A 22,956-nucleotide genomic window follows, 5' to 3' on the forward strand; every position below is an offset into this window, starting at 1 on the left:
AATAGCGGACTCTCTTCATAGCCTGGAGGTTATGTAGATGAAAAGTCCCGCCACCGCCCACAATGAGCCAGATCGACCGCGTCCTGCGTTCCAACCTCAAGCTGCGCCACCTGCAAATGCTGGTGGCGCTCGACCAGTTCCGGCACCTGGGCCGCGCGGCCGAATTTCTTTCGGTCACCCAGCCGGCGGTTTCCAAGTCGTTGGTCGAAATAGAGCGCATGTTCGGCCTGGCGCTGTTCGAGCGCTCCACACGCGGCACCGAACCCACCCCCTATGGCGAGAGCGTGGTACGTTTTGCACGCTCGGTGCTTGCCGACTACGACCGCACCCGCGACGAGATTGCCGCGGTTGCCAGCGGTGCTGCGGGCCGCACCAGCGTGGGCGCCATGGTGGTGGCCATGCCCGTGCTCATGGCCCGCGCGGTCGAAATGCTCAAGACCCGTTCTTCGCAAACCACAGTGCTGGTGGAGGAGGGCGATCTCACCCGGCTGCTGCCCAAGCTGCGCCTGGGCGAGCTCGACCTGTTCGTGGGGCGCCTGGAGCCCGGTTACGCGGCACCTGACCTGGAAACGGAGGCGCTTCTTGCCGAGCCCATGACGGCGGTGGCGAGGCCCGGCCATCCGTTGGCCGCCAAACGCAGGTTGAACTGGGCCGACCTGGCGAAAGAGCGCTGCGTGATGCCGCCGCCCTGGGCGTCGCTGCGCGTCAAGCTCGACCAGATGTTCTTTCGCGACGGCGTGCACCCGCCAGCGGACATCATCGAGTCGGCTTCCTTCTTGGCGCAGATCAGCTTTCTGCAGAAACGCGACGCCGTGGCCTTCATGGCGCGCTCCGTGGCGCGGCACTTCCAGCAGCAAGGCATGCTGGAGGTGCTTCCTCTCAAGGTGCCCATCGACCTGCCGCCCGTCGGCCTCATCACCATGCGTGGCCGAAGGCGCACGCCCAGTACGCAGCAGCTCATCGAATGCCTGCGGCGTGCGGCCAAGGCAAGGCCCGAGCGGTAGGGGGCCGCCCCGGCGATCCGCAGCATCCCCAATTCATGGGTACTCTGCCGTGGCGCTCTGGGGCACCATCCGGACATGTATCTGCATACGTTGGTTGCCGGTCTGCCGCAGGCGGAACGCGCTGCATTGGTCCAGGCCACCGAACTGCGCTCCTGCCGGCGCAATGAAACCGTGCTCGCCGCCGACGAGTGGACCGACTGCATCTATTGCGTGGCAGGCGGGCTGCTGCGCGTGGTGGCGCATGGGAGCGCCAGCGACGACGTCACCACCGAATTCATCCGCCAGGACGATTTCTTCTTCGGCTCTTCTTTCAGCGAAGACCGCTACCAGGTCGCGCAGTCGCTGGTTGCGGCGCTTCCCTCGTCGGTTTACCTCATTCCGGTTTCCGAGATGCGCAGGCTGTGCGCGGCGCATCCGGAAATTTCGTTGAAGCTGCTCGAGATGGCCATGAGGCGCCTGAGCGCGATGCGCGGGCAGCTCAGGCGAATTTCGTCGCTCCCCTCCGAAGACCTGGTAGGCCGCGTGCTGCATCAGCTGAGCCAGCTGGCGCCTTCCACCACCGGCGGCTACGACAAGCGCATCACGCAGGCGGTGATCGCTTCTTATGCGGGGCTTTCGCGCGAGGTGGTCAACAAGGCCATGCGAAACATGGAAGACCGCGGGCTCGTGCGCCGCGACGAGCACGGCCTGCATGTGTCGGCCGATTTTGCCGCGACCGATTTCGAACCGCTGCCTTCCGAGCCCGGGGCAACCGGCGCTGCGGGCCAACCGGGCGCTCTGCCGGAGCCGGACCCCCGCGCCGATTGAAGCCTGGAGCCATTCCGGAGCCGATGCGGGCCGAGTTTTCTCTTCTACATGTGAACGCAAACACATCCGCGCTTGAAAAATGGCTGCGCAGGGCGGTCATTCTCCATAGCATCGAGTTCCATCAACGCGCGCGGAGTTGCAACGTGAAGGTCTTCAGATCCATGTTTCCGAGTCCCATCCACATGAGTCGTGCGGCCGCGGTGCTGCCGGCGGCGGGCCTATGAGCGCCGCCACTGCCGCCGCAGGTGTTGTTCGGCACCTTTTCGCCGAGGCGAACGAAACGGACCTTGCCTTGCTGATGCGCTCGGTCGAACTCGGCGACTCGCTGGGCGCCTCGCAGATTGCACGCCGCATCCTGGACGGTGTTGCCGCGAACCCCGATGCAAAACTCTCCGCCGTCGCTGCGCAACGCGCAGGCAGCCTGGTGCGTGCCGAGCACATGGCGCCCAAGGGGCTGCTGACGCCGCGCGAGCTGAACGTGTTGCGGCTCCTCGCCCAGGGCAAGACCAACCGGCAGATCGCCGAGGAGAGCAAGCGCTCCGCCCACACCGTCGGGGCCCAGCTCAAGAGCATCTTCTACAAGCTGGCGGTCAAGACGCGCACGCAGGCAGTGTGCGAGGCCACGCAGCAGGGCCTGCTGAACTGGAACACCTCGTCCTGACGCGAGCCGCGGCGCGCGGCTGAAACGCGCCTATTTCGTCGGCGAAGCCGGCGGTGCCGCAGGAGACGTCGTCTGCGGTGCACTCTGTGTCGGCGTGTCGGGCTTCACCGGGCCTTCTTCGCGCGTCTGCGTGAGCAGGTTGTAGGCCAGCGCTAGCACGAACACGAAAATCGCCGCACCCACGCCCCACCGAAAAACCCGCTTGTTGTCACGCTCGTCGTTTCTTGCTTGTTGAGCCTTCATCTGGTTCACCTTTCAGTGCAAGGCGCCAAGGCTGCGGCGGCTCATGCGCGCCAGGTGTCGGACAGCGGCGCGCAGCCCTGTCGCGAAACTCCCGCAGCACACATCGCTTGCACCAATGCGGCGCCGGCCTACGTATTTGTGCTCCCGGCCGCACTCGCGCCGCAGCCCGAAGCGCTAAAGATCCGGGCATGCAAACCAGCGAAACGATGTCTCCGGAAATGGATGCGCAGAGCGGGAGCCGTGCGAAGTCGGCCATCAGGACCGGCCTGATTGCGGGCGCGTTCGCCAGCGTGGCTTCGACCATTGCGCTGGGGGTATGCGGACGCTACGAGGCCGGCAGCTCCACCGCAACAACCAATGCCATCAGCCACTGGGTATGGGACCGCGAGGCCCTGTTCCGCAAGTCGCCCTCATTGCGCCACACGGTGCTCGGCTATGCCATTCACCACGGCTCGGCAACCTTCTGGGCGGTTCTCTATGCGTGGCTTCATGCCAACCGGCGGCCTGCCCGATCGGTGCCTGCTGCGCTCGGAGGCGCCGGCGTGGCCGCGGCCACCGCGTGCGCGGTCGACTACCTGGCGACACCCCGGCGGCTGACGCCCGGCTTCGAGCATCACCTGTCCAAAAGCGCCATGGCGGCGGTGTACGCGAGCTTTGCGGTCGGCCTGGCGCTGGGCTGCGCGGTGGCCAACCGCGAGCACCGGCAGTGAGGCCCCGCTGGCCGCGGCACGGGGAAGGGCAAAGAGTGAGGGTCGTGATCGTCGGCGCATCCGGATTTCTCGGGCGCGCGTTCGCCGAAGCCTTCGCACACCGCGGGGCGGACTTGCTGTGTACCGCGCGCGACGCCGGCAAGGCGCGTGCGGAGGCCGGCTGGCCGCAGACCCACACGCACTGGATCTCTGCCGACCTGGCGGAGGTTCCGCCGGCTTCCTTCTGGATGGAGCACCTGCGCCCCGGCGACATCGTCGTCAACGCGGCCGGCATATTGCGCGAGCGGCGGGCGGGCGATTTCGAGGCCATTCACCACCTGGGCCCCGCGCAGCTCTTCGATGCCTGTGTCCAGGCAGGGGCCGCGCTGGTGATCCAGGTTTCGGCACTCGGCGCTACGCCCGCCGCACCTGGCGGCTATCACCGCAGCAAAGGCGCGGCCGATCGCCACCTGCGGCAGTGCCGCGTGGCTTCGGCCATCGTGCAGCCTTCGCTGGTGTGGGGCGACGAAGGCGCGAGCGCGGGCCTCTTTGCCACCTTGGCCGTCATGCCCATGCTGCTGCTGCCGGGCGGCGGCCACCAATGGCTGCAGCCCGTGCACTTGCACGACGTGGTCGCGGGCGTGCTGGCGCTGGCCGAGGCACGGCCCGTGGGCAGCCGCACCATCGCCTTCGTGGGGCCCGAGCCGGTGAGCCTGCGCACCTACCTGGCCGACCTGCGGCGCCAACTCGGCTATGCGCACCAGGCCTGGGTGCTGCCGCTGCCCGAGCGCCTTTTCAGGCTTGGCGCAACGCTGGCCGGGCGGTGGAAAGGCAGCTTTCTCGACCCCGAGACCGCGGGCATGCTGCTGCAAGGCAATGCCGCACCCGCGGCCGACCTGCAGGCCTGGCTCGGGCGCGCGCCGCGCTCGCACCGCGCTTTCGTTCCGGCCCATGGCGTGCAGGCGCTGCGCCGCGCGGCCTGGCTGCAATGGATGCTGCCGCTGCTGCGGTGGTCCGTTGCGCTGGTGTGGATCTGGACTTTCGTCGTCTCCATCGGGCTTTATCCGCGCGGCCAGAGTCTTGCGCTGCTGGCCCGCGTGGGCGCCAGCGGCCTATGGGCCGAACTGCTGCTCGACGGCGCCGCGCTGTTCGACCTGGCCCTCGGCATCGGCACGATCGCGCTGCCCGCCGCCTGGCGCAGCCGGGTGCTTTGGCCGCTGCAGCTTGCGTTGATCGCCTTCTACACGGCCGCCATCACATGGGCCATGCCGGAGTTCTGGCTGCATCCCTTCGGCCCGCTCTCCAAGAACCTGCCGATGTGCGCAGCCATCGCCTTGCTCTGGGCCATGGAGCCGTCCACGCGCCGTGGCACGCATGCCCCACCCGAGCCACCTTGAAAGCCGCACCATGGAATACCTCGTCCTGAAATACGTGCACGTGATCTCGTCGACCCTGCTGTTCGGCACCGGCATCGGCTCGGCCTTCTACCTGCTGGCCACCACCTTGTCGTGCGATGTGCGGGCGGTGGCGGTCGTCTCGCGCATGGTGGTGCGTGCCGACTGGCTCTTCACGGCCACCACGGCCGTGCTGCAGCCGGCCACCGGCTTGTGGCTGGTGCATCGCATGGGCATGCCCTTTTCCACGCCGTGGATCGAGGCCTCGCTGGTCTGCTACGTGCTGGCCATTGCATGCTGGCTGCCCGTCGTCTGGCTGCAGATGCGGCTGCGCGACCTGGCGGCAGAAGCGGCAGAGCGCAACACGCCGCTGCCGCCGCGCTACTGGCTTTTGTTCAAGTGGTGGGTGGCGCTGGGCGTGCCGGCGTTCTTTCTCTTTCTTGCGCTCTTCTGGCTGATGATCGCCAAGCCCGCGCTCGGCGGCGCCTGATCAGACCGTGGCTTTTGCGCGTTCGATGATTCCGCGCACCATGAACGAAAGGGTGCACAGGTAGCGCGCATCGGCCGAGAGCGATCGGCTCATCGCCAGGGCCAGTTTCTCGAAGTCCTTGTCGGCCGGGCCGCCCTGGCCCGTATCGCCGCTTTGCCTCGCAAGCGCCTCGGTAATGCGGTTTTGCGCCTGCAGGTAGTCGGCCCGGAGCAGCACGCTGCGCGCAAGGAGCACGTCCAGGTTCAAAAGGTCCAGTGCGGTCATGTGGCGTGTCCTTTCTGTGTCCCTTCTTCAACCCAGCGCCGTATCCAGCACCATCATCAGCACGAATCCGACCATCAGGCCGCCCGTCGCGTAGGCTTCGTGCCCCTGCCGGTGCGATTCCGGAATGATCTCGTGGCTGATGACGAACAGCATGGCGCCCGCGGCCAGCGCAAGGCCCCAGGGCAGCAGGCTGGCCGTGAGCGTCACCACCGTGGCGCCCAGCACCGCCATCAGCGGCTCCACCAGCCCCGAAGCCACACCCAGGCCCACGGAAAGGAACCGGCTGTAGCCGACCCCGCGCAGCGCCAGCGCCACCACCATGCCTTCGGGCACGTCCTGGATGGAGATGCCCGTTGCCAGCGCGGTGGCCGCCACTGCGTCGGAGCCCGCAAAGGCCACGCCGATGGCGAGCCCCTCGGGCAGGTTGTGCAAGGCAATGGCCAGCACAAAGAGCCATACGCGCTTCAGCTTTCTTGCCCTGGGCCCCTCGAGGCCTTTGACGAAATGCTCGTGCGGAACCAGGCGGTCGATGGCCAGCAGCAGCGCTGCGCCCAGCAGCACGCCTGCGCCGACGATTCCTCCGGCAGCCCATGCGCCGGCGCCTTGTGCCCGCGCGGCATCCAGGCTCGGAATCACCAGCGAGAACGACGTGGCGGCAAGCATCACGCCGGCGCCGAAGCCCAGCATGGTGTCGCAGCTGCGCTGGGAGAACTGCTGCGAAAGCGCGATGGGCAGCGTGCCCAGTGCCGTGGCCAGCGCGGCCAGGCTGCCGCCGAGCAAGGCACCACGCACGCGCGGGTCGCCGCGCATGATCGCCTCGGCCGCCTCGAAGGCCAAAAGCCCCAGGCCCAGTGCAACGATGCAAAAGCCAAGCACTCGCCGCACCGGTCGCATCCTGGGGCCTCGCGCAAACAGCAGATCAAGGGTCGTCATCTTCAAACAGGCGATACGCTCGCAAAAAAGGCGGCGGCCACCATGGCCGCCGCCAAACTCGCACCCACGGGAAAAATATGGTTGCCGAGCCGGTGGGTTCACCCAGCCGCAGATTCAGGGTGCCCAAGAGCGCCGGGCGTAGGAACGTTTCTCGTGTGGGTGGCAGCGCAGACTACATGGGCGGCCTTTGAGCGCACTGCGCTGAAGACTTCTGTTCGCATGGGCTGCACGAGCGCGAGCGCGAACGGCTTCAGGCGATTTCTTCAAGACCGCGCCGGAGCGCCTGGGTGTAGCGCTTGCACTGCGCGTCGAGGCGGGTCTGCTCGATGGGATCATGAGCGTCTTGCGCTGCCATCGAGTAGTGGCCGAGCTGGAACGCGAGGTATGCCGGTGTGTAGAACCTCAGCAGCTGAACATCGATCGGGCAATCGCGCCTTGAGAGACCGTCCAGCAGCGCTGCCAGCTCATCTGCGTCAAGCCCAAACTCGACCTGTGCGCCGGCAACATCCCAAGCCGGGTCCTGGCAGCCGACCAGGTCGTGGCCGGCATGGTGATCTACGGCGTCGGTCTTCAACAGGCGGTCTTCGACCGCCAGCCATTCCCATGCGTGCATGCGGTCGTCCGTTTTTACGCGGCGCACTCGGCCTTGCAGCCGCTCCGCTTGGCCCTGGTAGCGCATCCATGCGCCCGCAAGTTCGCTGCCCAGGGCTTCGCCGCTGTTGTGGTGTCCCATTTCATACAGTGCCTGCAGCGATGCGCCGCTTTCCTGCGAAGCGGGAAAGCTGCGCGCCCGAAAGGCGATGTAGCCGGCGAGGCGTTCGATCAGCCGGCCCCGAAGTTCCGCGGATTGCAAGCGAATGGGCGAGAGCGGCGCCATCTCGCCATGCCATCGTTCCACCATGAAGCCGTGGCAAAGGCCGGCCACGGAGGGGGAGAAACCAGCTTCCGCCAACTTCACGGCGCAAGCGAAGCGTTGCCGCGCCGCGTGGCCGAGGCCGCCGAACTTCACGAGCCACGTGCCTGAGTTGCCGCGCGCGAGAAACTTGCGTCGCTCCTGCCATGGATGGGCCGGGGGCATCTCGTTGGAGGCGTGGTCGTGCCCACGCCGCCATCCGCCCCCGGTGACGTCGGCAAGCGGCGAATGGAGCGGGCCGACCAGCGCTTCGACCCAGCCCTGCAGCCGATGCGCGGGTTTCGCGGCGTTCAGGATGAGTTCGTCGAACCCCATCACGTGCACTGCAGCAGCCTGCCTCCACAGTGCACGCGTCCCGTCGCTGGCTTGCGCGCCCGGACCATTCGCATGCCCCGGAAAGAGATGGATGTGGTCCGCGGGCACGCCTTCGTCGCGCAGGCGCCGTATCACGCCCGCCATCGACGAACCCGAGAGCCCCGGCCCTTCGTCGACGATGGCGTGATGCGCCGCCGGGCTTGCAAGCGGTGCATCGGCCAGCGAAACGCGCCGATCGAACGGATGCCCCACCGGCCGCAGCGTCACCGGCGAAGGGGCTTCGAGCGCCACTGCCGCCATGGCGGCCAGGCTGGTGCCGATGCTGCGCAGGCCTATCACGCGCCACGGCTCGAGCCGCGTCCGAAGCCGCTTCGCAGCGACGAAGTGGCCTTCCGGATACAGCGCATAGAACGCGTATCCCTCGGGCTGCTTCACCCGCAGTTCGATGGATGGAAGCACTGCTTCGAACGCGGCAAGCATCTCTTCCGCGCGGCCTTCTTCATCCGCGGGCTGCATGGCGGAAAAACCTGTTTCCCAGGAATGGGCGCACAGCCCGGCCACCGCCATGGTGAGCGCCATGGCGGCATGGGTTTCGGGCGATTGCACGTCGCGCCTTCCCGCCGCAAGAAAGCGCGCATCCGCAACGCCCTGCACGAGCTCTCCCGCCTCGATGAGCGCATCCACCAGCAGCCCATGCCTGCCGATGCCCGCCGGAGAAGCCCGCGCGTGCGAAAGCTGGCTGCGCAGCCTGGCCAGCTTTTGTGCGGCCGGCTCCTGCCGTGTGGCGTCTCCGTAGACGAGCATCAGCGGCTGCGCATGTGGCGGTATGCAATGGCCTGGAACGAATCGAAATCGGGTACCTCCCACGGCGCGCGCCGCAGCTCGCGATGGCGCGCCAGCCATTCGCTCCAGCATGCGAACTGCGCGGGGGAGGGCGACACCAGAGCCCTGCGGTTTTTCATGAGCTCCAGCGCATCGAGCGGGCGCTCGCCGCGAAACACCATTACGCACAGCGCGAGCGTGGCCGAGCGGCCGATCCCGTGTTCGCAGTGAATGAGCACGCGTTCGCCGCGGTCGAGCGCGGCGCTGGCAAAGGCCACGCCTTCGTCGAGATTCTCGGCATCGACGCCGCACATGTCTTCGGTCGGCAAGTGAAGCAGCGTCATGCCGTGGCGGCGGAGCACAGCCTCGTCGTCCTTCGCTTCATTGCGCAGGTCGACCACCGCGCGGATGCGGTGCGCAGAGGCGAGTTCTTCGGCGCGCTCCGACGGAAAGCTGCCGCCCACGGCAAGCTCCTGCGTGATCCAGCTGAAGTTGGGTGTCCAGGTCGTCATCGTGCGCAGTCGTCGAAAAAAGTTCATGGCAACCGGCATGCCCGGGGCGTGCCGCCTTTGTTCCGGCACACCACGTTATGTCTGCTCATCAATGCAGTCAACCATGCCCCACGGTGCTGTCCTGTTCCTTCCTCGAAAAATTTCTGCTAGGTTTTTTCAACACGCTTACACCACCACGAACATCGGCACTCATCCGTTCTCTCCATGAAAATTTCAGTCCTCGGTACCGGCTATGTAGGTCTCGTCACGGGCAGCTGCCTGGCGGAAATCGGCAATGAAGTCGTCTGCTTCGACGTCGATCAACGCAAGGTCGAAATCCTGCAGTCGGGCGGTGTTCCGATTCACGAGGAAGGGCTGCCGCAGCTCATCGAACGCAATGTGCGCACCGGCCGCCTGCACTTCACGAACGACGTTGCGCGCGCCGTGCACCACGGCGACCTGATCTTCATCGCGGCCGGTACGCCGCCGGGCGAAGACGGCAGTGCCGACCTGCAATACGTGTTCGCGGCCGGCCGCAGCATCGGGCGCCATATGCAGGGCTTCAAGGTGGTGGTCGAAAAGTCCACCGTGCCGGTGGGTACCGCAGGCAAGCTGCGCGCAGCCATCGAGGAAGAGCTTTCGGAGCGCCGCAGCAACGGCGACCATGCGGCGGGCAGCGGCTTGCAGGGGCTCCCGGTCGCCATCGTGTCCAACCCCGAATTCCTCAAGGAGGGCGCGGCCGTCGACGACTTCATGCGGCCCGACCGCATCGTGGTCGGCACCGAGCCCGGAGAAGCGGGCCGGCAGGCGAGGGAAGTGATGACCCGCCTGTATGCCCCCTTCAACCGCCAGCGCGACCGCATGATCCACATGGACGTGAAGGCGGCCGAGTTCACCAAGTACGCGGCCAACGCCATGCTCGCCACGCGCATCAGCTTCATGAACGAGCTTGCAAATCTTGCAGAAAAAGTGGGCGTCGACATCGAGCAGGTGCGCCGCGGCATAGGCTCCGATCCGCGCATCGGCTACAGCTTTCTCTACGCGGGGTTGGGCTACGGCGGCAGCTGCTTTCCAAAGGACGTGCAGGCCCTGGTGCACACCGCCGCCACGCACGGCCAGCGGCTGCAGGTGCTGGAGGCCGTGCGCGCGGTGAACGACGCGCAAAAGCAGGTGCTCATAGAAAAGATCGTCCGCCGCTTTGGCGAAGACTTGCGCGGCCGCCGGTTCGGCGTGTGGGGCCTTGCCTTCAAGCCCGACACCGACGACATGCGCGAAGCGCCGAGCCGCCTGGTGATCAAGGCGCTGCTGGTTCGCGGCGCCGAGGTTGTTGCGCACGACCCGGTCGCCATTGCGGAGGCACGCAAAGTCCTTGCGGGCGACCTGGACGGAATGCCCGAGCTGATTGCCCGCCTGCGCTACGTCGAAAACCCGATGCAGGCGGCCGAAGATGCCGATGCACTGGTCATTCTCACGGACTGGAAAGCCTTCAAGAGTCCGAGCTTCAGCGCATTGAAGGCAGCGCTCAGGCAGCCGCTGATCTTTGACGGGCGCAACCTGTACGACCCCGATATCCGCCTGCAAGGCTTCGACTACCTGGCCATCGGCCGCTGAACAAAGACAAACAGACAAACGGACAACAGGAGCTTCGATCATGCGTGTCTACAACACCCAACGCCGCATTCTCGTGACCGGAGGCGCGGGCTTCCTGGGCAGCCATTTGTGCGAGCGGCTGCTGGCGCAGGGGCACGACGTGCTGTGCGCCGACAACTTCTTTACCGGAACGCGGCGCAACGTGGAGCACCTGCTCGGCAACCCGCACTTCGAGCTGATGCGCCACGACATCACCTTTCCGCTGTATGTGGAGGTGGACCAGATCTACAACCTGGCGTGCCCCGCCTCGCCGGTGCACTACCAGCATGATCCTGTGCAGACCACCAAGACCAGCGTGCATGGCGCCATCAACATGCTGGGCCTCGCCAAGCGGGTGCGCGCGCGCATCCTGCAGGCTTCGACGAGCGAGGTGTACGGCGACCCGGACGTGCATCCGCAACCCGAAAGCTACTGGGGAAAGGTCAACCCGATCGGCGTGCGCAGCTGCTACGACGAAGGCAAGCGCTGCGCCGAGACGCTGTTCTTCGACTACCACCGCCAGCACCAGGTGGACACTCGCGTGGCGCGCATCTTCAACACCTACGGGCCGCGCATGCACCCGCGCGACGGGCGCGTGGTGTCCAACTTCATCGTGCAGGCGCTGCGGGGAGACCCGATCACCATCTACGGAGAGGGTCTGCAGACGCGCAGCTTCTGCTTTGTGGACGACCTGGTGGAAGGCCTCAACCGCTTCATGGACGCGTCGCCCGGCGGGCCCGGCCCGGTGAACATCGGCAATCCGGTCGAGTTCACCGTGCGCGAGCTCGCAACGCTGGTCATCGAGCTGACCGGCTCGTCATCGAAGCTCGCATTCGCGCCGCTGCCTTCGGACGACCCGATGCAGCGGCGGCCCGACATCCGGCTTGCCAAGCAGATCTTCGGCTGGCAGCCGAGCGTGCAGCTCGAAGAGGGCCTGCGCAAGACCATCGAATACTTCGATGGCCTGCTCTCGGCCGGAGAGCTGTCGCCGGCTCAGCTCGCGGCGGGCATGCGCGACGGCACCGTGGTGCCGGCGGCCGCAAAGGGCAACACGGTGCACGCCCGGTTCGACGCATAGCGCCGGACCATGCTCGCGCAGAACTCGGCAAACTCCTCGGGTTGCTGCGGCGGGCTGGTGTGGTGCGGCGCAATGCCGCGGTGTTCGGGCGTGAAGCAGAAGGTCAGCGTCACGTCGAAGTCTTCCAGCGCGCGCATCTGGCGGTCGAACCACTGCTCGGCGTTCGGCCGAAAACTGTCGGCCCAGCTCAGCCCGGTGCGCAGGTGGCGCACGCCCAGCCGCTCGAGCCAGCGCACCGCTTCGTCGAGGCGGTGGTCTTCGAAGTGGAACCACTGGCAAATGCCCATGGAAGGCGTATAGCTCGCAAACTGCTCGCACGCGAGCTTGGGCGTGCCGTCTTCGCGCAGCAGGCCCATGTGAAAGTGGCGGTAGTAGCTGGAGCCCTCGGCCTCGCGGTGCCGCGTGGTCGCGGGCCAGGCCTGGGGCAGGTCGTAGAGCGAATACCAGAAGATGCGCGGCACCCGGCCGATCAGCAACTCCGCCGTGCGGCGCAACCCGAACTCCTGCACTTCTTCAGCGCCGAAGGTCGACACGCCCACTTCGGTCACCCACACCGGCAGGTGCGTCACGGCCTCTATCTCTGCGATGCGTTGCGGCCATTCGTGGATCTGCCAGTTGTTCCAGTCCAGCGGAAAGCCGTGCACCGCCACCGCGTCGAGCCCGTCGAGCACGCCCCTGTCGCGCAGCCCCGCCATGAAGTGCGCATCGATAGGCGAAATGCCGCCGAGCACCTGCGTGAGCGTGCCGTTCTCCGCGCGCACGGCACTCGATGCCAGCTTGACCATGTGCGCATAGGCCGACCAGTCGGGGTCGAGCTCAAGGTCCCAATGCGACTTGTTGTTGGGCTCGTTCCAGAACTTGACGGCTTCGATCATGCGAGCTTGCTCCTGTTGGCATGGCGCGCCGCACGTTCATGCGCGCGGGGGTTGCGTTCGGGCGGGGCGGCGGCTTCGGCGTCGCCGCGGATGAATGCCTCCACCAGTTCGCGCGCCTCGTCGTCGGTGAACTGCTGGGGCGGAGACTTCATGAAATAGCTCGAAGGTGCGAGCACAGCGCCGCCAACGCCGCGGTCGAGCGCGAGCTTGGCGCAGCGCACTGCGTCGATTACCACGCCGGCGGAATTGGGCGAGTCCCACACCTCGAGCTTCACCTCGCACTGCAGCGGCACGTTGCCGAACGTCGTGCCCTCCATGCGGATGTAGCACCACTTGCGGTCGTCCAGCCACGGCACGTGGTCGCTCGGGCCCACGTGCACGTCGGTCGCCTTCATGGGGTGGCCGAGCTGGCTGGTCACGGCCTGCGTCTTCGAGATCTTCTTGGACAGCAGCCGCTCGCGTTCGAGCATGTTCAGAAAGTCGGTGTTGCCGCCAAAGTTGAGCTGGTAGGTGCGGTCCAGCCGAACGCCGCGCTTTCTGAACAGGTCCGTCAAGATGCGGTGCACGATGGTCGCGCCCACCTGCGACTTGATGTCGTCGCCGATGATCGGCAGGCCGCGCTCGGCAAAGCGCCTTTCCCATTCGGGCCGCGACGCAATGAACACCGGCACGCAATTGACAAAGGCGCAGCCGGCCTCCAGCACCTGCTCGGCATACCATTGCGTGGCTTTCTCGGAACCCACGGGAAGGTAGGAAACCACCACGTCGGTCCGCGTCTCTTTCAGGATCTTCGCCACGTTCTGCGCCTTGCCGGGCGCAAGCGGCACCACCTCCTTCAGATAGGTGCCGATGCCGTCATGCGTGGGGCCGCGGTGCACCGGCACGCCCAGCTTGGGCACGTCCGCAAAGCGGATGGTGTTGTTGGGCGCTTCGTAGATGGCTTCGCCCAGGTCGCGCCCGACCTTTCGCGCATGCACGTCGAAGGCCGCGCTGAACTCGATGTCGGACGGGCGGTAGCCCGCGAGGTCGAGGTGCATCAGGCCGGGAATGAAGTCGGTGCCCTGGGCGTTGCCATAGAAGTGGACACCCTGCACCAATGACGAGGCGCAGTTGCCCACACCGACGATTGCGACACGAATCTTGCTCATGTTGGAAACCTTTGCGAGAGCCGCCGCGCGTGCGCAGGGGGCTTCAAACGAGCGTAGATTGCGAAGGAACAAAGCTTCGGCTTGTGTTCAATCCGACGATTGCGACACGAATCTTGCTCATGTTGGAAACCTTTGCGAGAGCCGCCGCGCGTGCGCAGGGCGGACGTGATTGAACACAAGCCGAAGCTTTGTTCCTTCGCAATCTACGCTCGTTAACGAGCGTAGATTGCGAAGGAACAAAGCTTCGGCTTGTGTTCAATCACGTCCGCCCTGCGCACGCGAAACGGCTTCGATGCACAGAGCCAACTCAGCAGTGGCGTAACAGGGCAACGCGCCTACACACAGGTAAGTACCTTCGCACATCAACGCGGCATTTTTCCGTCGAATTTAGGGCTTCGCCGAGGCGTTGGAAAAGAAGACTTCTCCCTCGACAACCCGCCGGCGTTCAAACAAAAAGGGGTTTCATGTCGCAGCAAATTCTCATCACCGGCGGCGCCGGTTTCATCGGCTCGCATCTCGCAGACGAGCTTCTCTCCCACGGTTATCGCGTTCGCGTTCTGGACAACCTTGCGCCGCAGGTGCATGGCGAAAGCGGCCGCAGGCCCGACTACCTGGAGGCGGACATCGAACTCGTCGTCGGCGACGTGTGCGACCCGGCCGCGGTGCGCAATGCGCTCAAGGGCGTCGACGCGGTCTACCACTTCGCGTCGGCCGTGGGCGTGGGCCAGAGCATGTACGAGGTGGCGCACTACACGCGGGTGAACAACCTCGGCACCGCGGTGCTTCTGGAGGCGCTGATCGAGAAGCCGGTGAAGAAGTTGATCGTCGCATCGAGCATGAGCCTGTATGGAGAAGGCCTCTACCGCACCGCGGGCGGCGAGCTTCGCACGGTGCAGGAGCGCACGCTGGAGCAACTGCGGCGCGGCGACTGGGAATGGCGCGACGAGGACGGCCTGGCCCTGGTGCCCGCGCCCACGCCCGAAGACAAGGCCCCCGCGCTCGCGTCGGTGTATGCGCTCTCCAAGTTCGACCAGGAGCGCATGTGCCTCATGATCGGCCGGGCCTACAACATTCCAACCGCGGCGCTGCGCTTCTTCAACGCCTATGGCCCGCGCCAGGCGCTTTCGAATCCCTACACCGGCGTGCTCGCGATCTTTGCGTCGCGCCTGCTCAACGACAGCCCTCCGAAGATCTTCGAGGACGGGCACCAGCAGCGCGACTTCGTGAGCGTGTACGACATTGCGCGCGCCTCGCGGCTCGCGCTCGAAATGCCGGCCGCGGCGGGCGAGGTGTTCAACATCGGCAGCGGCGAGGCCTACAGCGTGCGAGACATCGCACAGCGCGTGGCCGAGGCCGTCGGCAAGGAAAACCTGCTGCCCGAAATCACCGGCAAGTACCGTGTTGGCGACATACGGCACTGCTATGCGGACATATCCAAGGCTCGCCGCGTGCTGGGCTATTCGCCCCGCGTGAGCCTTGAAGACGGCCTGGCCGAGCTCGCGGCCTGGCTGGAGGGGCAAGCGGCGGTCGACCGCGTGGCGCAAGCGAGTGCAGAGCTTTCCGCGCGCGGGTTGGCCATATGAACAGCCGGGACGCAGTACTCACTCCCCGGCGTGCGCTCAACGGCAAGGATCGGGCTACGCTCATCACGGGTGGCGCGGGCTTCGTGGGGGCCAACCTCGCGCACCGGCTGCTGTCCGAAGGCCACCGCGTGCTGGTGTTCGACAACCTCTCGCGCCCCGGCGTGGAACGCAACCTCGACTGGCTGCGGCAGAACCACCCGACCGGGCTCGACGTGGCGGTGGCCGACATTCGCGATGCCACCGCGGTGGAGCGCGCAGTCGCACGGGCCGACCATGTGTTTCACTTTGCTGCGCAGGTCGCTGTAACCACGAGCCTGGTCGATCCGCGCGAAGACTTTGCGGTCAACGCATTGGGCACGCTCAACGTGCTCGAGGCAGCCCGCGCGCAGCCGGTGCCGCCGTCGGTGCTGATGACCTCGACCAACAAGGTCTATGGCGGGCTGGAGGATGTGGAGCTCAAGCTGGAGGGCCAGCGCTATGGACCGGTGACGGCCGACATCGCGAGCCACGGCATTTCCGAAGCGCGGCCGCTCGACTTTCACAGCCCCTACGGTTGCTCCAAGGGAACGGCCGACCAGTATGTGCACGACTACGCGCGCAGCTACGGCATGAAGACCGTGGTCTTCCGCATGAGCTGCATCTACGGCCAGCGCCAGTTCGGCACCGAAGACCAGGGCTGGGTGGCGCACTTCCTGTTGCGCGCGCTCGACGGCGAACCCATCACGCTCTTCGGCGACGGCAAGCAGGTGCGCGACATCCTGTTCGTCGACGACCTGGTCGAAGCCTTCGTGCTGGCGCAACGCAACATCGGCAAGCTGGCGGGCGGCGCCTTCAACATCGGCGGCGGGCCGCGCAACGTGATCAGCCTGCTCGATCTGCTGGACCAGATCGAAGTGCTCGAAGGCAAGCGGCCCGAAACCGCGCATGAAGACTGGCGCACCGGCGACCAGCGCTACTACGTCTCGGACACGCGCCGCTTCGAGGCGGCCACGGGTTGGCGGCCCGCCGTCGATGCGCGGCAAGGTATCGAGCGGCTGCACCAGTGGCTGCGCGAGATGCGGTCCCGGCCCTCCGTTGCCCGCAAGGCGGGCCAGCGGCGCCCTGTGGTGCTTGCAGCGGCCGGGAGGTGAGCATGCTCGCAAGTGTCATTGCTTCGCCGGGGCAAGCCGTGCTTCGGCAGGTGGAAACGCCCGAGCCCGCCGCTGGCCAGGTGCTGCTCAAGCTCGAGGGATCGGGCGTGTGCGCATCCAGCCTCCCGCTGTGGGAAGGCCGCTCGTGGTTCGAATACCCGCAGCCGGCCGGTGCACCGGGGCACGAAGGCTGGGGCCGCGTGGCAGCGGTGGGCGAGGGCGTGCAAGGCCTGGCGGTAGGCGACCGCGTGGCCGCGCTCACCTACCGCGCGCATGCCGAGTACGACCTGGCCGATGCGGGTTCGGTGGTGCCGCTGCCGGCCTCGCTCGCCGATGTGGCGATGCCTGGCGAACCGCTGGGCTGTGCGGTCAACATCTTCCGCCGCAGCGACATCCAGGCCGGCCAGACCGTTGCAATCGTCGGCATCGGCTTTCTCGGCGCCGTTCTCACGCGGCTTGCCGCCCAGGCCGGCGCACGGGTCATTGCCATATCGCGCCGGCCGTTTGCGCTGGAGGTCGCGCGCCAGGCGGGTGCCGCACACACCATCGTGATGGACGACCACTGGCGCATCCTCGACGAGGTGAAGCGCCTCACCGGCGAGAAGATGTGCGAGCGCACCATCGAGGCCGTCGGGCTGCAATGGCCGCTCGACCTGGCCGGCGAAATCACGGGCGAGCGCGGCCGCCTCGTGATAGCGGGCTACCACCAGGACGGAACGCGCCAGGTCAACATGCAGATGTGGAACTGGCGCGGCATCGATGTGATCAATGCGCATGAGCGCGATCCGCGCATGTATGTGCAGGGCATCCGCGAAGCCGTCGACATGATGGCCGCGGGCGTGCTCGATGCCGAGCCGCTCTTTACCCACCGCCTGCCGCTCGACAGGCTGGGCGAGGCGCTGGAGCTCACGCGCACGCGGCCCGACGGTTTTCTGAAAGCGGTGGTGACCACGTGAGGGCCGCGCACATGGTGAATGCGCAGGAGCCGGGGATGGCGACTTCGCCGTCCGCGGGCACGCAGGCAGCGCCGCTTCGACGGCCCCGGCTCGGCTTTCTGGGCGTTGGCTGGATCGGCAGGAACCGCATGGAAGCCATTGCGAAAGACGGCTTGGCGGAGATCGCTGCAGTGGCGGATGCGGCGGCTGATGCATGCGAAGCCGCCTGCGCGCTGGCGCCCGGCGCGGCCAGCTTGCGCTCGCTCGATGCGCTGCTCGAACGCGATCTCGACGGGCTCGTGATCGCCACGCCAAGCGCGCTCCATGCCCGGCAGGCCGAGGCGGCGCTTGCGCGCGGCGTGGCAGTGTTCTGCCAGAAGCCGCTGGCACGTACCGCGGAGGAAACCAGAGGCGTGATCGACGCGGCCAGGCTCGCCGACCGGCTGCTGGGCGTCGACCTGTCGTACCGGCGCACGGCCGGCATGCAGCGCATCCGCGAGCTGGTGTCCGGTGGGGAGATCGGCGATGTGTACGCGGTCGACCTGGTGTTCCACAACGCCTATGGCCCCGACAAGCCCTGGTTCCGCGACCCGGTGCTTTCGGGCGGCGGCTGCGTGATCGACCTGGGCATCCACATGGTCGACCTGGCGCTCTGGACCTTGGGCTTTCCGCGTGTCGAGGCGGTGTCGAGCCGCCTTCATGCGGGCGGCCGGCGCCTGGCGCTGCCTTCGGCGGTTGTCGAAGACCATGCGGTGGCGCAGATCGATCTCGCGGGCGGTTGCGTGGCGCGGCTCGCGTGCTCGTGGAACCTGCCGGCGGGCCGGGGCGCCGTCATCGAAGCCAACTTTCACGGCACGCGCGGGGGCGCCTCGTTCCGCAACGTGAACGGCTCGTTCTACGACTTTGTCGCCGAGCGCTTCGACGGCACGCGTGCAATCCCGCTCGCCTCGCCGCCTGAAGACTGGGGCGGGCGCGCCGCTGTGCACTGGGCGCGCGCGCTCGCGAACGGCGGTGCCTTCGATCCCGAGATCGAGCGGCTGACCGAAGTGGCGGCTGTGCTGGATGCAATCTATGAACGCTGAAACACCGCAACAAGCGCCGCGCCATGTGCTGATGACGGCCGATACGGTCGGCGGCGTCTGGAGCCACGCATTGGAGCTTGCCGCGGCGCTCGGCGAGCGGGGCGTGCGCGTGTCGCTGGCCACCTTGGGGGCGCTGCCCACACCGGCGCAGCGCGCGCAGGCCGCGTCGCTCCCGGGCCTGGAACTGCACGAGAGCGGCTGGTGCCTGGAGTGGATGGAGAACCCGTGGGACGACGTGCGCCGCGCGGGCCAATGGCTCCTCGGCCTCGAACGCGAACTGGCTCCGGACGTGGTGCACCTGAACCAATTCGCCTTCGGCACGCTGCCGTTCGCAGCACCGAAGCTCGTGGTGGCTCATTCGTGCGTGGCCTCATGGTGGCGCGCCGTGCATCGCCAGCTTGCGCCGGCGAGCTGGGACACTTACCGGCGCACGGTGCGGCAAGGGCTCGACGGCGCGGACCTCGTCGGCGCACCGACGGAAGCCATGCTCTCGTCGCTCGCACTCGACTACGGGTACATCCACGGCGGCCTCGTGCTGCCCAACGGCCGCAGCGCGGCGATGTTCGCTCCCGGCGACAAGGAGCCGGTCATTCTCTCGGCCGGCAGGCTGTGGGACGCCGCCAAGAACGTGTCGGCACTGCAGGCCGTGGCCACCCGTTTGCCTTGGCCCGTGTGCGTGGCTGGATCGGCATCGGCACCGGGTGCCGGCGAGAAAAGCATCCAGGCGCCCAGCGTGCTGTGGCTCGGCGAACTGGCTCCCGACGACATGGCCGCGCAGTTCGCGCGTGCATCGATCTATGCCTTGCCCGCACGCTACGAGCCCTTCGGCCTCTCGGCGCTCGAGGCGGCGCTTTCGCAATGCGCGCTGGTGCTGGGCGACGTGCCGAGCCTGCGCGAAGTCTGGGGCGACGCCGCGCTGTATGTGCAGCCGGACGACCACGATGCGCTGCACGCGGCCTTGATGCAGCTGATCGACGATGCGCCGCTGCGCCAGCAGATGGCGCATCGGGCGGCGGAACGTGCGCGGCATTTCACGCCGGCGCGCATGGCGGACGCCTACATGTCAGCCTACGGCCGCTTGCTCGCGCCGGCAGCGTCCCGCGCGGGCGGCGCCGGCCGCGCCCGAAGAAAAACAAAGGAGGCCGCATGCGCTTCGTGATGTTCTGCCATTCGCTCGTATCCGACTGGAACCATGGCAACGCGCATTTCTTGCGCGGCGTGTGCAGCGAGCTGCTCGCGCGCGGCCACGAGCTTGCGGTGTACGAGCCGAAAGGCGCCTGGAGCCGCACCAACCTGCAGGCCGAGCACGGCCAGGCGCCGCTCGAAGAGTTCGCGCGGGTGTACCCGGAACTGCACAGCACCACCTATGACCCCGCCACGCTCAATCTCGACGAGGCGCTGCAAGACGCGGACGTGGTGCTGGTGCATGAATGGAACGACCATGCGCTGGTGCGCCGCATCGGCCTTCACCGGCGGGGCGGCGGCAGCTACCGGCTTTTCTTTCACGACACGCACCACCGCTCGGTGACCGAAGAAAAGAGCATGGCCGGCTACGACCTTTCGCACTACGACGGCGTGCTGGCCTTCGGCAACGTGATCCGCGACCTGTACCGCAAGAAGGGCTGGGCGCGCCGTGCGTGGACCTGGCACGAAGCCGCCGACATCCGCCACTTCCATCCGATACCGGATGAAGTGGAAGAGGGCGACCTGGTCTGGATAGGCAACTGGGGCGACGACGAACGCGAGGCCGAGCTCGACGAGTTCCTGCTCCAGCCGGTGCACGACCTGCGGTTGAAGGCGCGCGTGCACGGCGTGCGCTACCCCGACAGGGCGCTCGACCGCCTGCGCGCGGCCCGCATCCACTTCGGCGGCTGGCTCCCCAACTACCGGGCGCCGCGCGTCTTTGCCCGCCATCGCGTCACGGTGCACGTGCCGCGCAGGCCTTACGTTCAGGCATTGCCGGGCATTCCGACCATTCGGGTGTTCGAGGCGCTGGCCTGCGGCATTCCGCTGGTTTCCGCGCCGTGGAACGATGCCGAGGGCCTCTTCACGCCCGGCCGCGATTTTCTGGTGGCCGACGACGGCGCCGCCATGCGTCGCCATCTGCGCGACGTGCTGCACGACCCCGACCTGGCGCGCGCGCTGCGCGAGCAGGGCCTGGAAACCGTGCTTGCCCGCCACACCTGCGCCCACCGCGTCGACGAGCTGCTGGCCATTCACGCCGAACTCGAAGGCGAACCCACCCACCTCCGGAGCATTCCCGCATGAAGAAAAAGATGAACATCGCCTTCTTTGCCTCCAGCCTCGTGTCGGCCTACTGGAACGGCGCCGCCACCTATTACCGCGGCATGGTTCGCGCGCTGCACGAGCGTGGCCATCGCGTGCGCTTCTACGAGCCCGATGCCTTCGGCCGTCAGCAGCACCGCGACATGGACGACCCCGACTGGGCGGAGGTCATCGTCTATCCGGGCGAGGGCGATGCCAATGCACGCCGCATGGTCGAGCATGCACGCGGCGCCGACCTGGTGGTCAAGGCCAGCGGCGTGGGCGTGTTCGATGCGCTGCTCGAAGAGGCCGTGCTCGACTTGCAGGGCCCGGGCACGCGCGTCGTGTTTTGGGACGTCGATGCGCCCGCCACGCTCGACCGGCTGCAGGCCAATGCGGCGGACCCTTTCCATGCGCTGGTGCCGCGCTACGACATGGTGCTGACCTACGGCGGCGGCGAGCCCGTGGTGCAGGCCTACCGCCGCGCCGGCGCGCGCGATTGCATTCCGATCTACAACGCGCTCGATCCCTCCACGCATCATCCGGTCGGGCCCGATGCACGCTTCGACGCAGACCTTGGCTTCCTTGGTAACCGCCTGCCGGACCGCGAGGCGCGCGTGGAAGAGTTCTTTCTGCGTGCCGCCAGCCTGCTGCCCGAGCAGCGCTTTCTGCTGGGCGGCAGCGGCTGGAGCGACAAGGCCATGCCGAGCAATGTGCGCTATGTCGGCCATGTGTATACCGCCGACCACAACGCATTCAACCGCACGCCCATGGCCGTGCTCAACGTGAGCCGAGACAGCATGGCGCGCTACGGTTTTTCGCCGGCCACCCGCGTGTTCGAGGCGGCCGGCTCCGCCGCCTGCCTGATCACCGATGCGTGGGAGGGCATAGAGCTTTTTCTCGAGCCCGGAAAGGAAGTGCTGGTGGCCGCCGACGGCCAAGAAGTGGCGGCGCATGTGCGCGAGCTCGATGCCGCTGGCGCGCGCCGCATCGGCGAGGCCGCCTACCGGCGCGTGCTGGCCGAGCACACCTATGCCCACCGCGCCGCCCAACTGGAGGCGCTGCTCGAAGGCCGTGATGCGGCACAGGCCCTGGAGGTTGCATGAGCATGCAGGCTTCACCGCTCAAGATCGTCATCCTCGGGCTCTCGATCACTTCGTCGTGGGGCAACGGGCACGCCACCACCTACCGCGGCCTGGTGCGCGAACTGGTGCGGCGCGGCCACGACGTGCTGTTTCTCGAACGCGACGTGCCCTGGTATGCCGGGCACCGCGACCTGCCCGATCCGCCTTTCGGCCGCACCGTGCTGTACGCGGACCTTGCCAGCCTGCAGCGCGACCATGCAGCACACGTCGGCGAGGCTGACCTCGTGATCGTCGGCTCCTTCGTGCCCGACGGCGTGGCTGTCGGCGACTGGGTGCAGGCCGAGGCGCCGGGCCGAACTGCCTTCTACGACATCGACACGCCGGTGACGCTGGCCGCGCTCGCGCGCGGGGGCACGACCTACCTGGAGGCGCGGCAGATTGCGGGCTACGACATGTACCTGTCGTTCACAGGCGGCCCGACGCTCGACCGGCTGGAGCGCGAGTTCGGCTCGCCAGCGGCGCGCATGCTCTATTGCTCGGTCGATCCCGAGCTGTACTACCCCGAGCCCGTGGCGCAGGATTGCGATCTCGGCTACATGGGCACCTACAGCGACGACCGGCAGCCCACGCTCGAGGCGCTGCTGCTTTCACCCGCGCGGCAGTGGGTGCAAGGGCGCTTCGAAGTGGCCGGGGCGCAATACCCCGGCAGCATCGAATGGCCGGCGAACGTGCGCTACACAGCGCATCTGCCGCCGGCCCTGCACCGCGGCTTCTATAACCGGCAGCGCTTTACGCTGAACGTGACCCGCGCCGACATGATCCAGGCCGGCTGGTCGCCCAGCGTGCGAATCTTCGAAGCGGCAGCGTGCGGCACGCCGATCATCAGCGACCGCTGGGACGGCATCGAATCGCTGCTGGCGCCGGGCGAGGAGATCTTCCTGGCCGATTCACCCGGCGAGGTGCTGCGGCTCCTGCGCGAGCTGCCGGAGGAAGAGCGCCGCGCCGTGGGCGAGCGTGCTCGCCGGCGCATTCTCTCGGAGCACACCGCCGCTCACCGGGCCGCCGAGCTCGAAGGCTACGCACGCACGCTGCTGCAAGTGCGCGAGACGGCTTGAAGAAA

At 67.2% G+C, this 22,956-nt stretch carries 23 protein-coding genes; 16 read left to right on the forward strand and 7 right to left on the reverse strand.

Going from position 1 to position 22,956, the window contains the following annotated elements; translation table 11 throughout:
* Positions 1 to 62: 62 nt before the first annotated feature.
* From QHG62_RS07355 to QHG62_RS07365, 3 genes are all read left to right on the forward strand, one after another.
* Positions 63 to 1,004 carry a LysR substrate-binding domain-containing protein gene (locus tag QHG62_RS07355; protein ID WP_281150226.1) on the forward strand — a complete coding sequence of 314 codons (942 nt, stop codon included), beginning with the start codon at positions 63 to 65 and terminating at the stop codon, positions 1,002 to 1,004.
* Positions 1,005 to 1,079: 75 nt separating this feature from the next.
* On the forward strand, positions 1,080 to 1,811 hold the full coding sequence (locus tag QHG62_RS07360; RefSeq protein WP_281150227.1) for a Crp/Fnr family transcriptional regulator: 732 nt from the start codon (positions 1,080 to 1,082) through the stop codon (positions 1,809 to 1,811).
* Between the two features lie 220 nt (positions 1,812 to 2,031).
* A complete protein-coding gene (locus QHG62_RS07365) occupies positions 2,032 to 2,472 on the forward strand; it encodes a helix-turn-helix transcriptional regulator (protein ID WP_281150229.1) in 441 nt (146 codons plus the stop codon).
* Between the two features lie 30 nt (positions 2,473 to 2,502).
* On the opposite strand, the gene QHG62_RS07370 is transcribed toward QHG62_RS07365, so the two are convergent.
* Positions 2,503 to 2,715 (reverse strand): hypothetical protein, encoded by a 213-nt coding sequence (locus QHG62_RS07370; protein WP_281150230.1) that lies wholly within the window; start codon positions 2,713 to 2,715, stop codon positions 2,503 to 2,505.
* A gap of 188 nt (positions 2,716 to 2,903) precedes the next feature.
* On the opposite strand from QHG62_RS07370, the gene QHG62_RS07375 reads away from it, so the two are divergent.
* Genes QHG62_RS07375 through QHG62_RS07385 form a run of 3 tightly spaced genes read left to right on the forward strand, consistent with a single transcriptional unit; the run spans position 2,904 to position 5,288 of the window.
* Positions 2,904 to 3,425 carry a hypothetical protein gene (locus QHG62_RS07375; protein ID WP_281150231.1) on the forward strand — a complete coding sequence of 174 codons (522 nt, stop codon included), beginning with the start codon at positions 2,904 to 2,906 and terminating at the stop codon, positions 3,423 to 3,425.
* A 44-nt stretch (positions 3,426 to 3,469) separates the two neighbouring features.
* Entirely contained in the window at positions 3,470 to 4,801 is a 1,332-nt protein-coding gene (locus QHG62_RS07380) for an SDR family oxidoreductase (RefSeq protein WP_281150232.1), read from the forward strand.
* A 10-nt stretch (positions 4,802 to 4,811) separates the two neighbouring features.
* Positions 4,812 to 5,288, forward strand: a complete 477-nt coding sequence (locus tag QHG62_RS07385; RefSeq protein ID WP_281150233.1) for a DUF2269 family protein — start codon at positions 4,812 to 4,814, stop codon at positions 5,286 to 5,288.
* Here the strand turns inward: QHG62_RS07385 and QHG62_RS07390 are convergent, their stop codons facing one another.
* From QHG62_RS07390 to QHG62_RS07405, 4 genes are all read right to left on the reverse strand, one after another.
* A complete protein-coding gene (locus QHG62_RS07390; protein WP_281150234.1) occupies positions 5,289 to 5,552 on the reverse strand; it encodes a hypothetical protein in 264 nt (87 codons plus the stop codon).
* A gap of 27 nt (positions 5,553 to 5,579) precedes the next feature.
* On the reverse strand, positions 5,580 to 6,485 hold the full coding sequence (locus tag QHG62_RS07395; protein WP_432445588.1) for a ZIP family metal transporter: 906 nt from the start codon (positions 6,483 to 6,485) through the stop codon (positions 5,580 to 5,582).
* Positions 6,486 to 6,735: 250 nt separating this feature from the next.
* Positions 6,736 to 8,517: a hypothetical protein gene (locus QHG62_RS07400; protein ID WP_281150235.1), complete on the reverse strand. Its 1,782-nt coding sequence runs from the start codon at positions 8,515 to 8,517 to the stop codon at positions 6,736 to 6,738.
* On the reverse strand, positions 8,517 to 9,047 hold the full coding sequence (locus QHG62_RS07405; RefSeq protein ID WP_281150236.1) for a protein-tyrosine phosphatase family protein: 531 nt from the start codon (positions 9,045 to 9,047) through the stop codon (positions 8,517 to 8,519). The genes QHG62_RS07400 and QHG62_RS07405 overlap by 1 nt, the downstream gene beginning before the upstream one ends.
* A gap of 204 nt (positions 9,048 to 9,251) precedes the next feature.
* On the opposite strand from QHG62_RS07405, the gene QHG62_RS07410 reads away from it, so the two are divergent.
* Together QHG62_RS07410 and QHG62_RS07415 are read left to right on the forward strand one after the other, a co-directional pair.
* Entirely contained in the window at positions 9,252 to 10,637 is a 1,386-nt protein-coding gene (locus QHG62_RS07410) for a UDP-glucose dehydrogenase family protein (protein WP_281150237.1), read from the forward strand.
* A 40-nt stretch (positions 10,638 to 10,677) separates the two neighbouring features.
* Entirely contained in the window at positions 10,678 to 11,733 is a 1,056-nt protein-coding gene (locus QHG62_RS07415; RefSeq protein ID WP_281150239.1) for a UDP-glucuronic acid decarboxylase family protein, read from the forward strand.
* Here QHG62_RS07415 and QHG62_RS07420 read toward each other — a convergent pair.
* Together QHG62_RS07420 and QHG62_RS07425 are read right to left on the reverse strand one after the other, a co-directional pair.
* A complete protein-coding gene (locus QHG62_RS07420; RefSeq protein ID WP_281150240.1) occupies positions 11,649 to 12,608 on the reverse strand; it encodes a glycosyl hydrolase in 960 nt (319 codons plus the stop codon). The two genes, QHG62_RS07415 and QHG62_RS07420, sit on opposite strands and share 85 nt — an antisense overlap.
* Positions 12,605 to 13,756 carry an inositol-3-phosphate synthase gene (locus QHG62_RS07425; RefSeq protein WP_281150241.1) on the reverse strand — a complete coding sequence of 384 codons (1,152 nt, stop codon included), beginning with the start codon at positions 13,754 to 13,756 and terminating at the stop codon, positions 12,605 to 12,607. Before QHG62_RS07425 ends, QHG62_RS07420 begins: the two co-directional genes overlap by 4 nt.
* 464 nt (positions 13,757 to 14,220) lie before the next feature.
* Between QHG62_RS07425 and QHG62_RS07430 the strand changes: the two genes are divergently transcribed.
* Genes QHG62_RS07430 through QHG62_RS07465 form a run of 8 tightly spaced genes read left to right on the forward strand, consistent with a single transcriptional unit; the run spans position 14,221 to position 22,951 of the window.
* A complete protein-coding gene (locus QHG62_RS07430; protein WP_281150242.1) occupies positions 14,221 to 15,339 on the forward strand; it encodes an NAD-dependent epimerase/dehydratase family protein in 1,119 nt (372 codons plus the stop codon).
* Positions 15,336 to 16,469: an NAD-dependent epimerase/dehydratase family protein gene (locus QHG62_RS07435; protein WP_281150243.1), complete on the forward strand. Its 1,134-nt coding sequence runs from the start codon at positions 15,336 to 15,338 to the stop codon at positions 16,467 to 16,469. The genes QHG62_RS07430 and QHG62_RS07435 overlap by 4 nt, the downstream gene beginning before the upstream one ends.
* A gap of 2 nt (positions 16,470 to 16,471) precedes the next feature.
* The gene (locus tag QHG62_RS07440; protein ID WP_281150244.1) at positions 16,472 to 17,425 is read left to right on the forward strand and encodes an MDR/zinc-dependent alcohol dehydrogenase-like family protein; all 954 of its coding nucleotides are present in this window, start codon (positions 16,472 to 16,474) and stop codon (positions 17,423 to 17,425) included.
* A 35-nt stretch (positions 17,426 to 17,460) separates the two neighbouring features.
* On the forward strand, positions 17,461 to 18,486 hold the full coding sequence (locus QHG62_RS07445) for a Gfo/Idh/MocA family protein (RefSeq protein WP_281150245.1): 1,026 nt from the start codon (positions 17,461 to 17,463) through the stop codon (positions 18,484 to 18,486).
* On the forward strand, positions 18,476 to 19,645 hold the full coding sequence (locus QHG62_RS07450; protein WP_281150246.1) for a glycosyltransferase family 4 protein: 1,170 nt from the start codon (positions 18,476 to 18,478) through the stop codon (positions 19,643 to 19,645). Before QHG62_RS07445 ends, QHG62_RS07450 begins: the two co-directional genes overlap by 11 nt.
* On the forward strand, positions 19,633 to 20,754 hold the full coding sequence (locus tag QHG62_RS07455) for a CgeB family protein (RefSeq protein ID WP_281150247.1): 1,122 nt from the start codon (positions 19,633 to 19,635) through the stop codon (positions 20,752 to 20,754). The genes QHG62_RS07450 and QHG62_RS07455 overlap by 13 nt, the downstream gene beginning before the upstream one ends.
* Complete coding sequence (locus tag QHG62_RS07460) at positions 20,751 to 21,857, forward strand: CgeB family protein (RefSeq protein WP_281150248.1); 1,107 nt, start codon at positions 20,751 to 20,753, stop codon at positions 21,855 to 21,857. Before QHG62_RS07455 ends, QHG62_RS07460 begins: the two co-directional genes overlap by 4 nt.
* Complete coding sequence (locus QHG62_RS07465; protein WP_281150249.1) at positions 21,854 to 22,951, forward strand: CgeB family protein; 1,098 nt, start codon at positions 21,854 to 21,856, stop codon at positions 22,949 to 22,951. Before QHG62_RS07460 ends, QHG62_RS07465 begins: the two co-directional genes overlap by 4 nt.
* The last annotated feature ends 5 nt before the right edge of the window (positions 22,952 to 22,956 follow it).

The organism is Variovorax paradoxus (genome assembly GCF_029919115.1).
GTDB lineage: Bacteria > Pseudomonadota > Gammaproteobacteria > Burkholderiales > Burkholderiaceae_C > Variovorax > Variovorax paradoxus_O.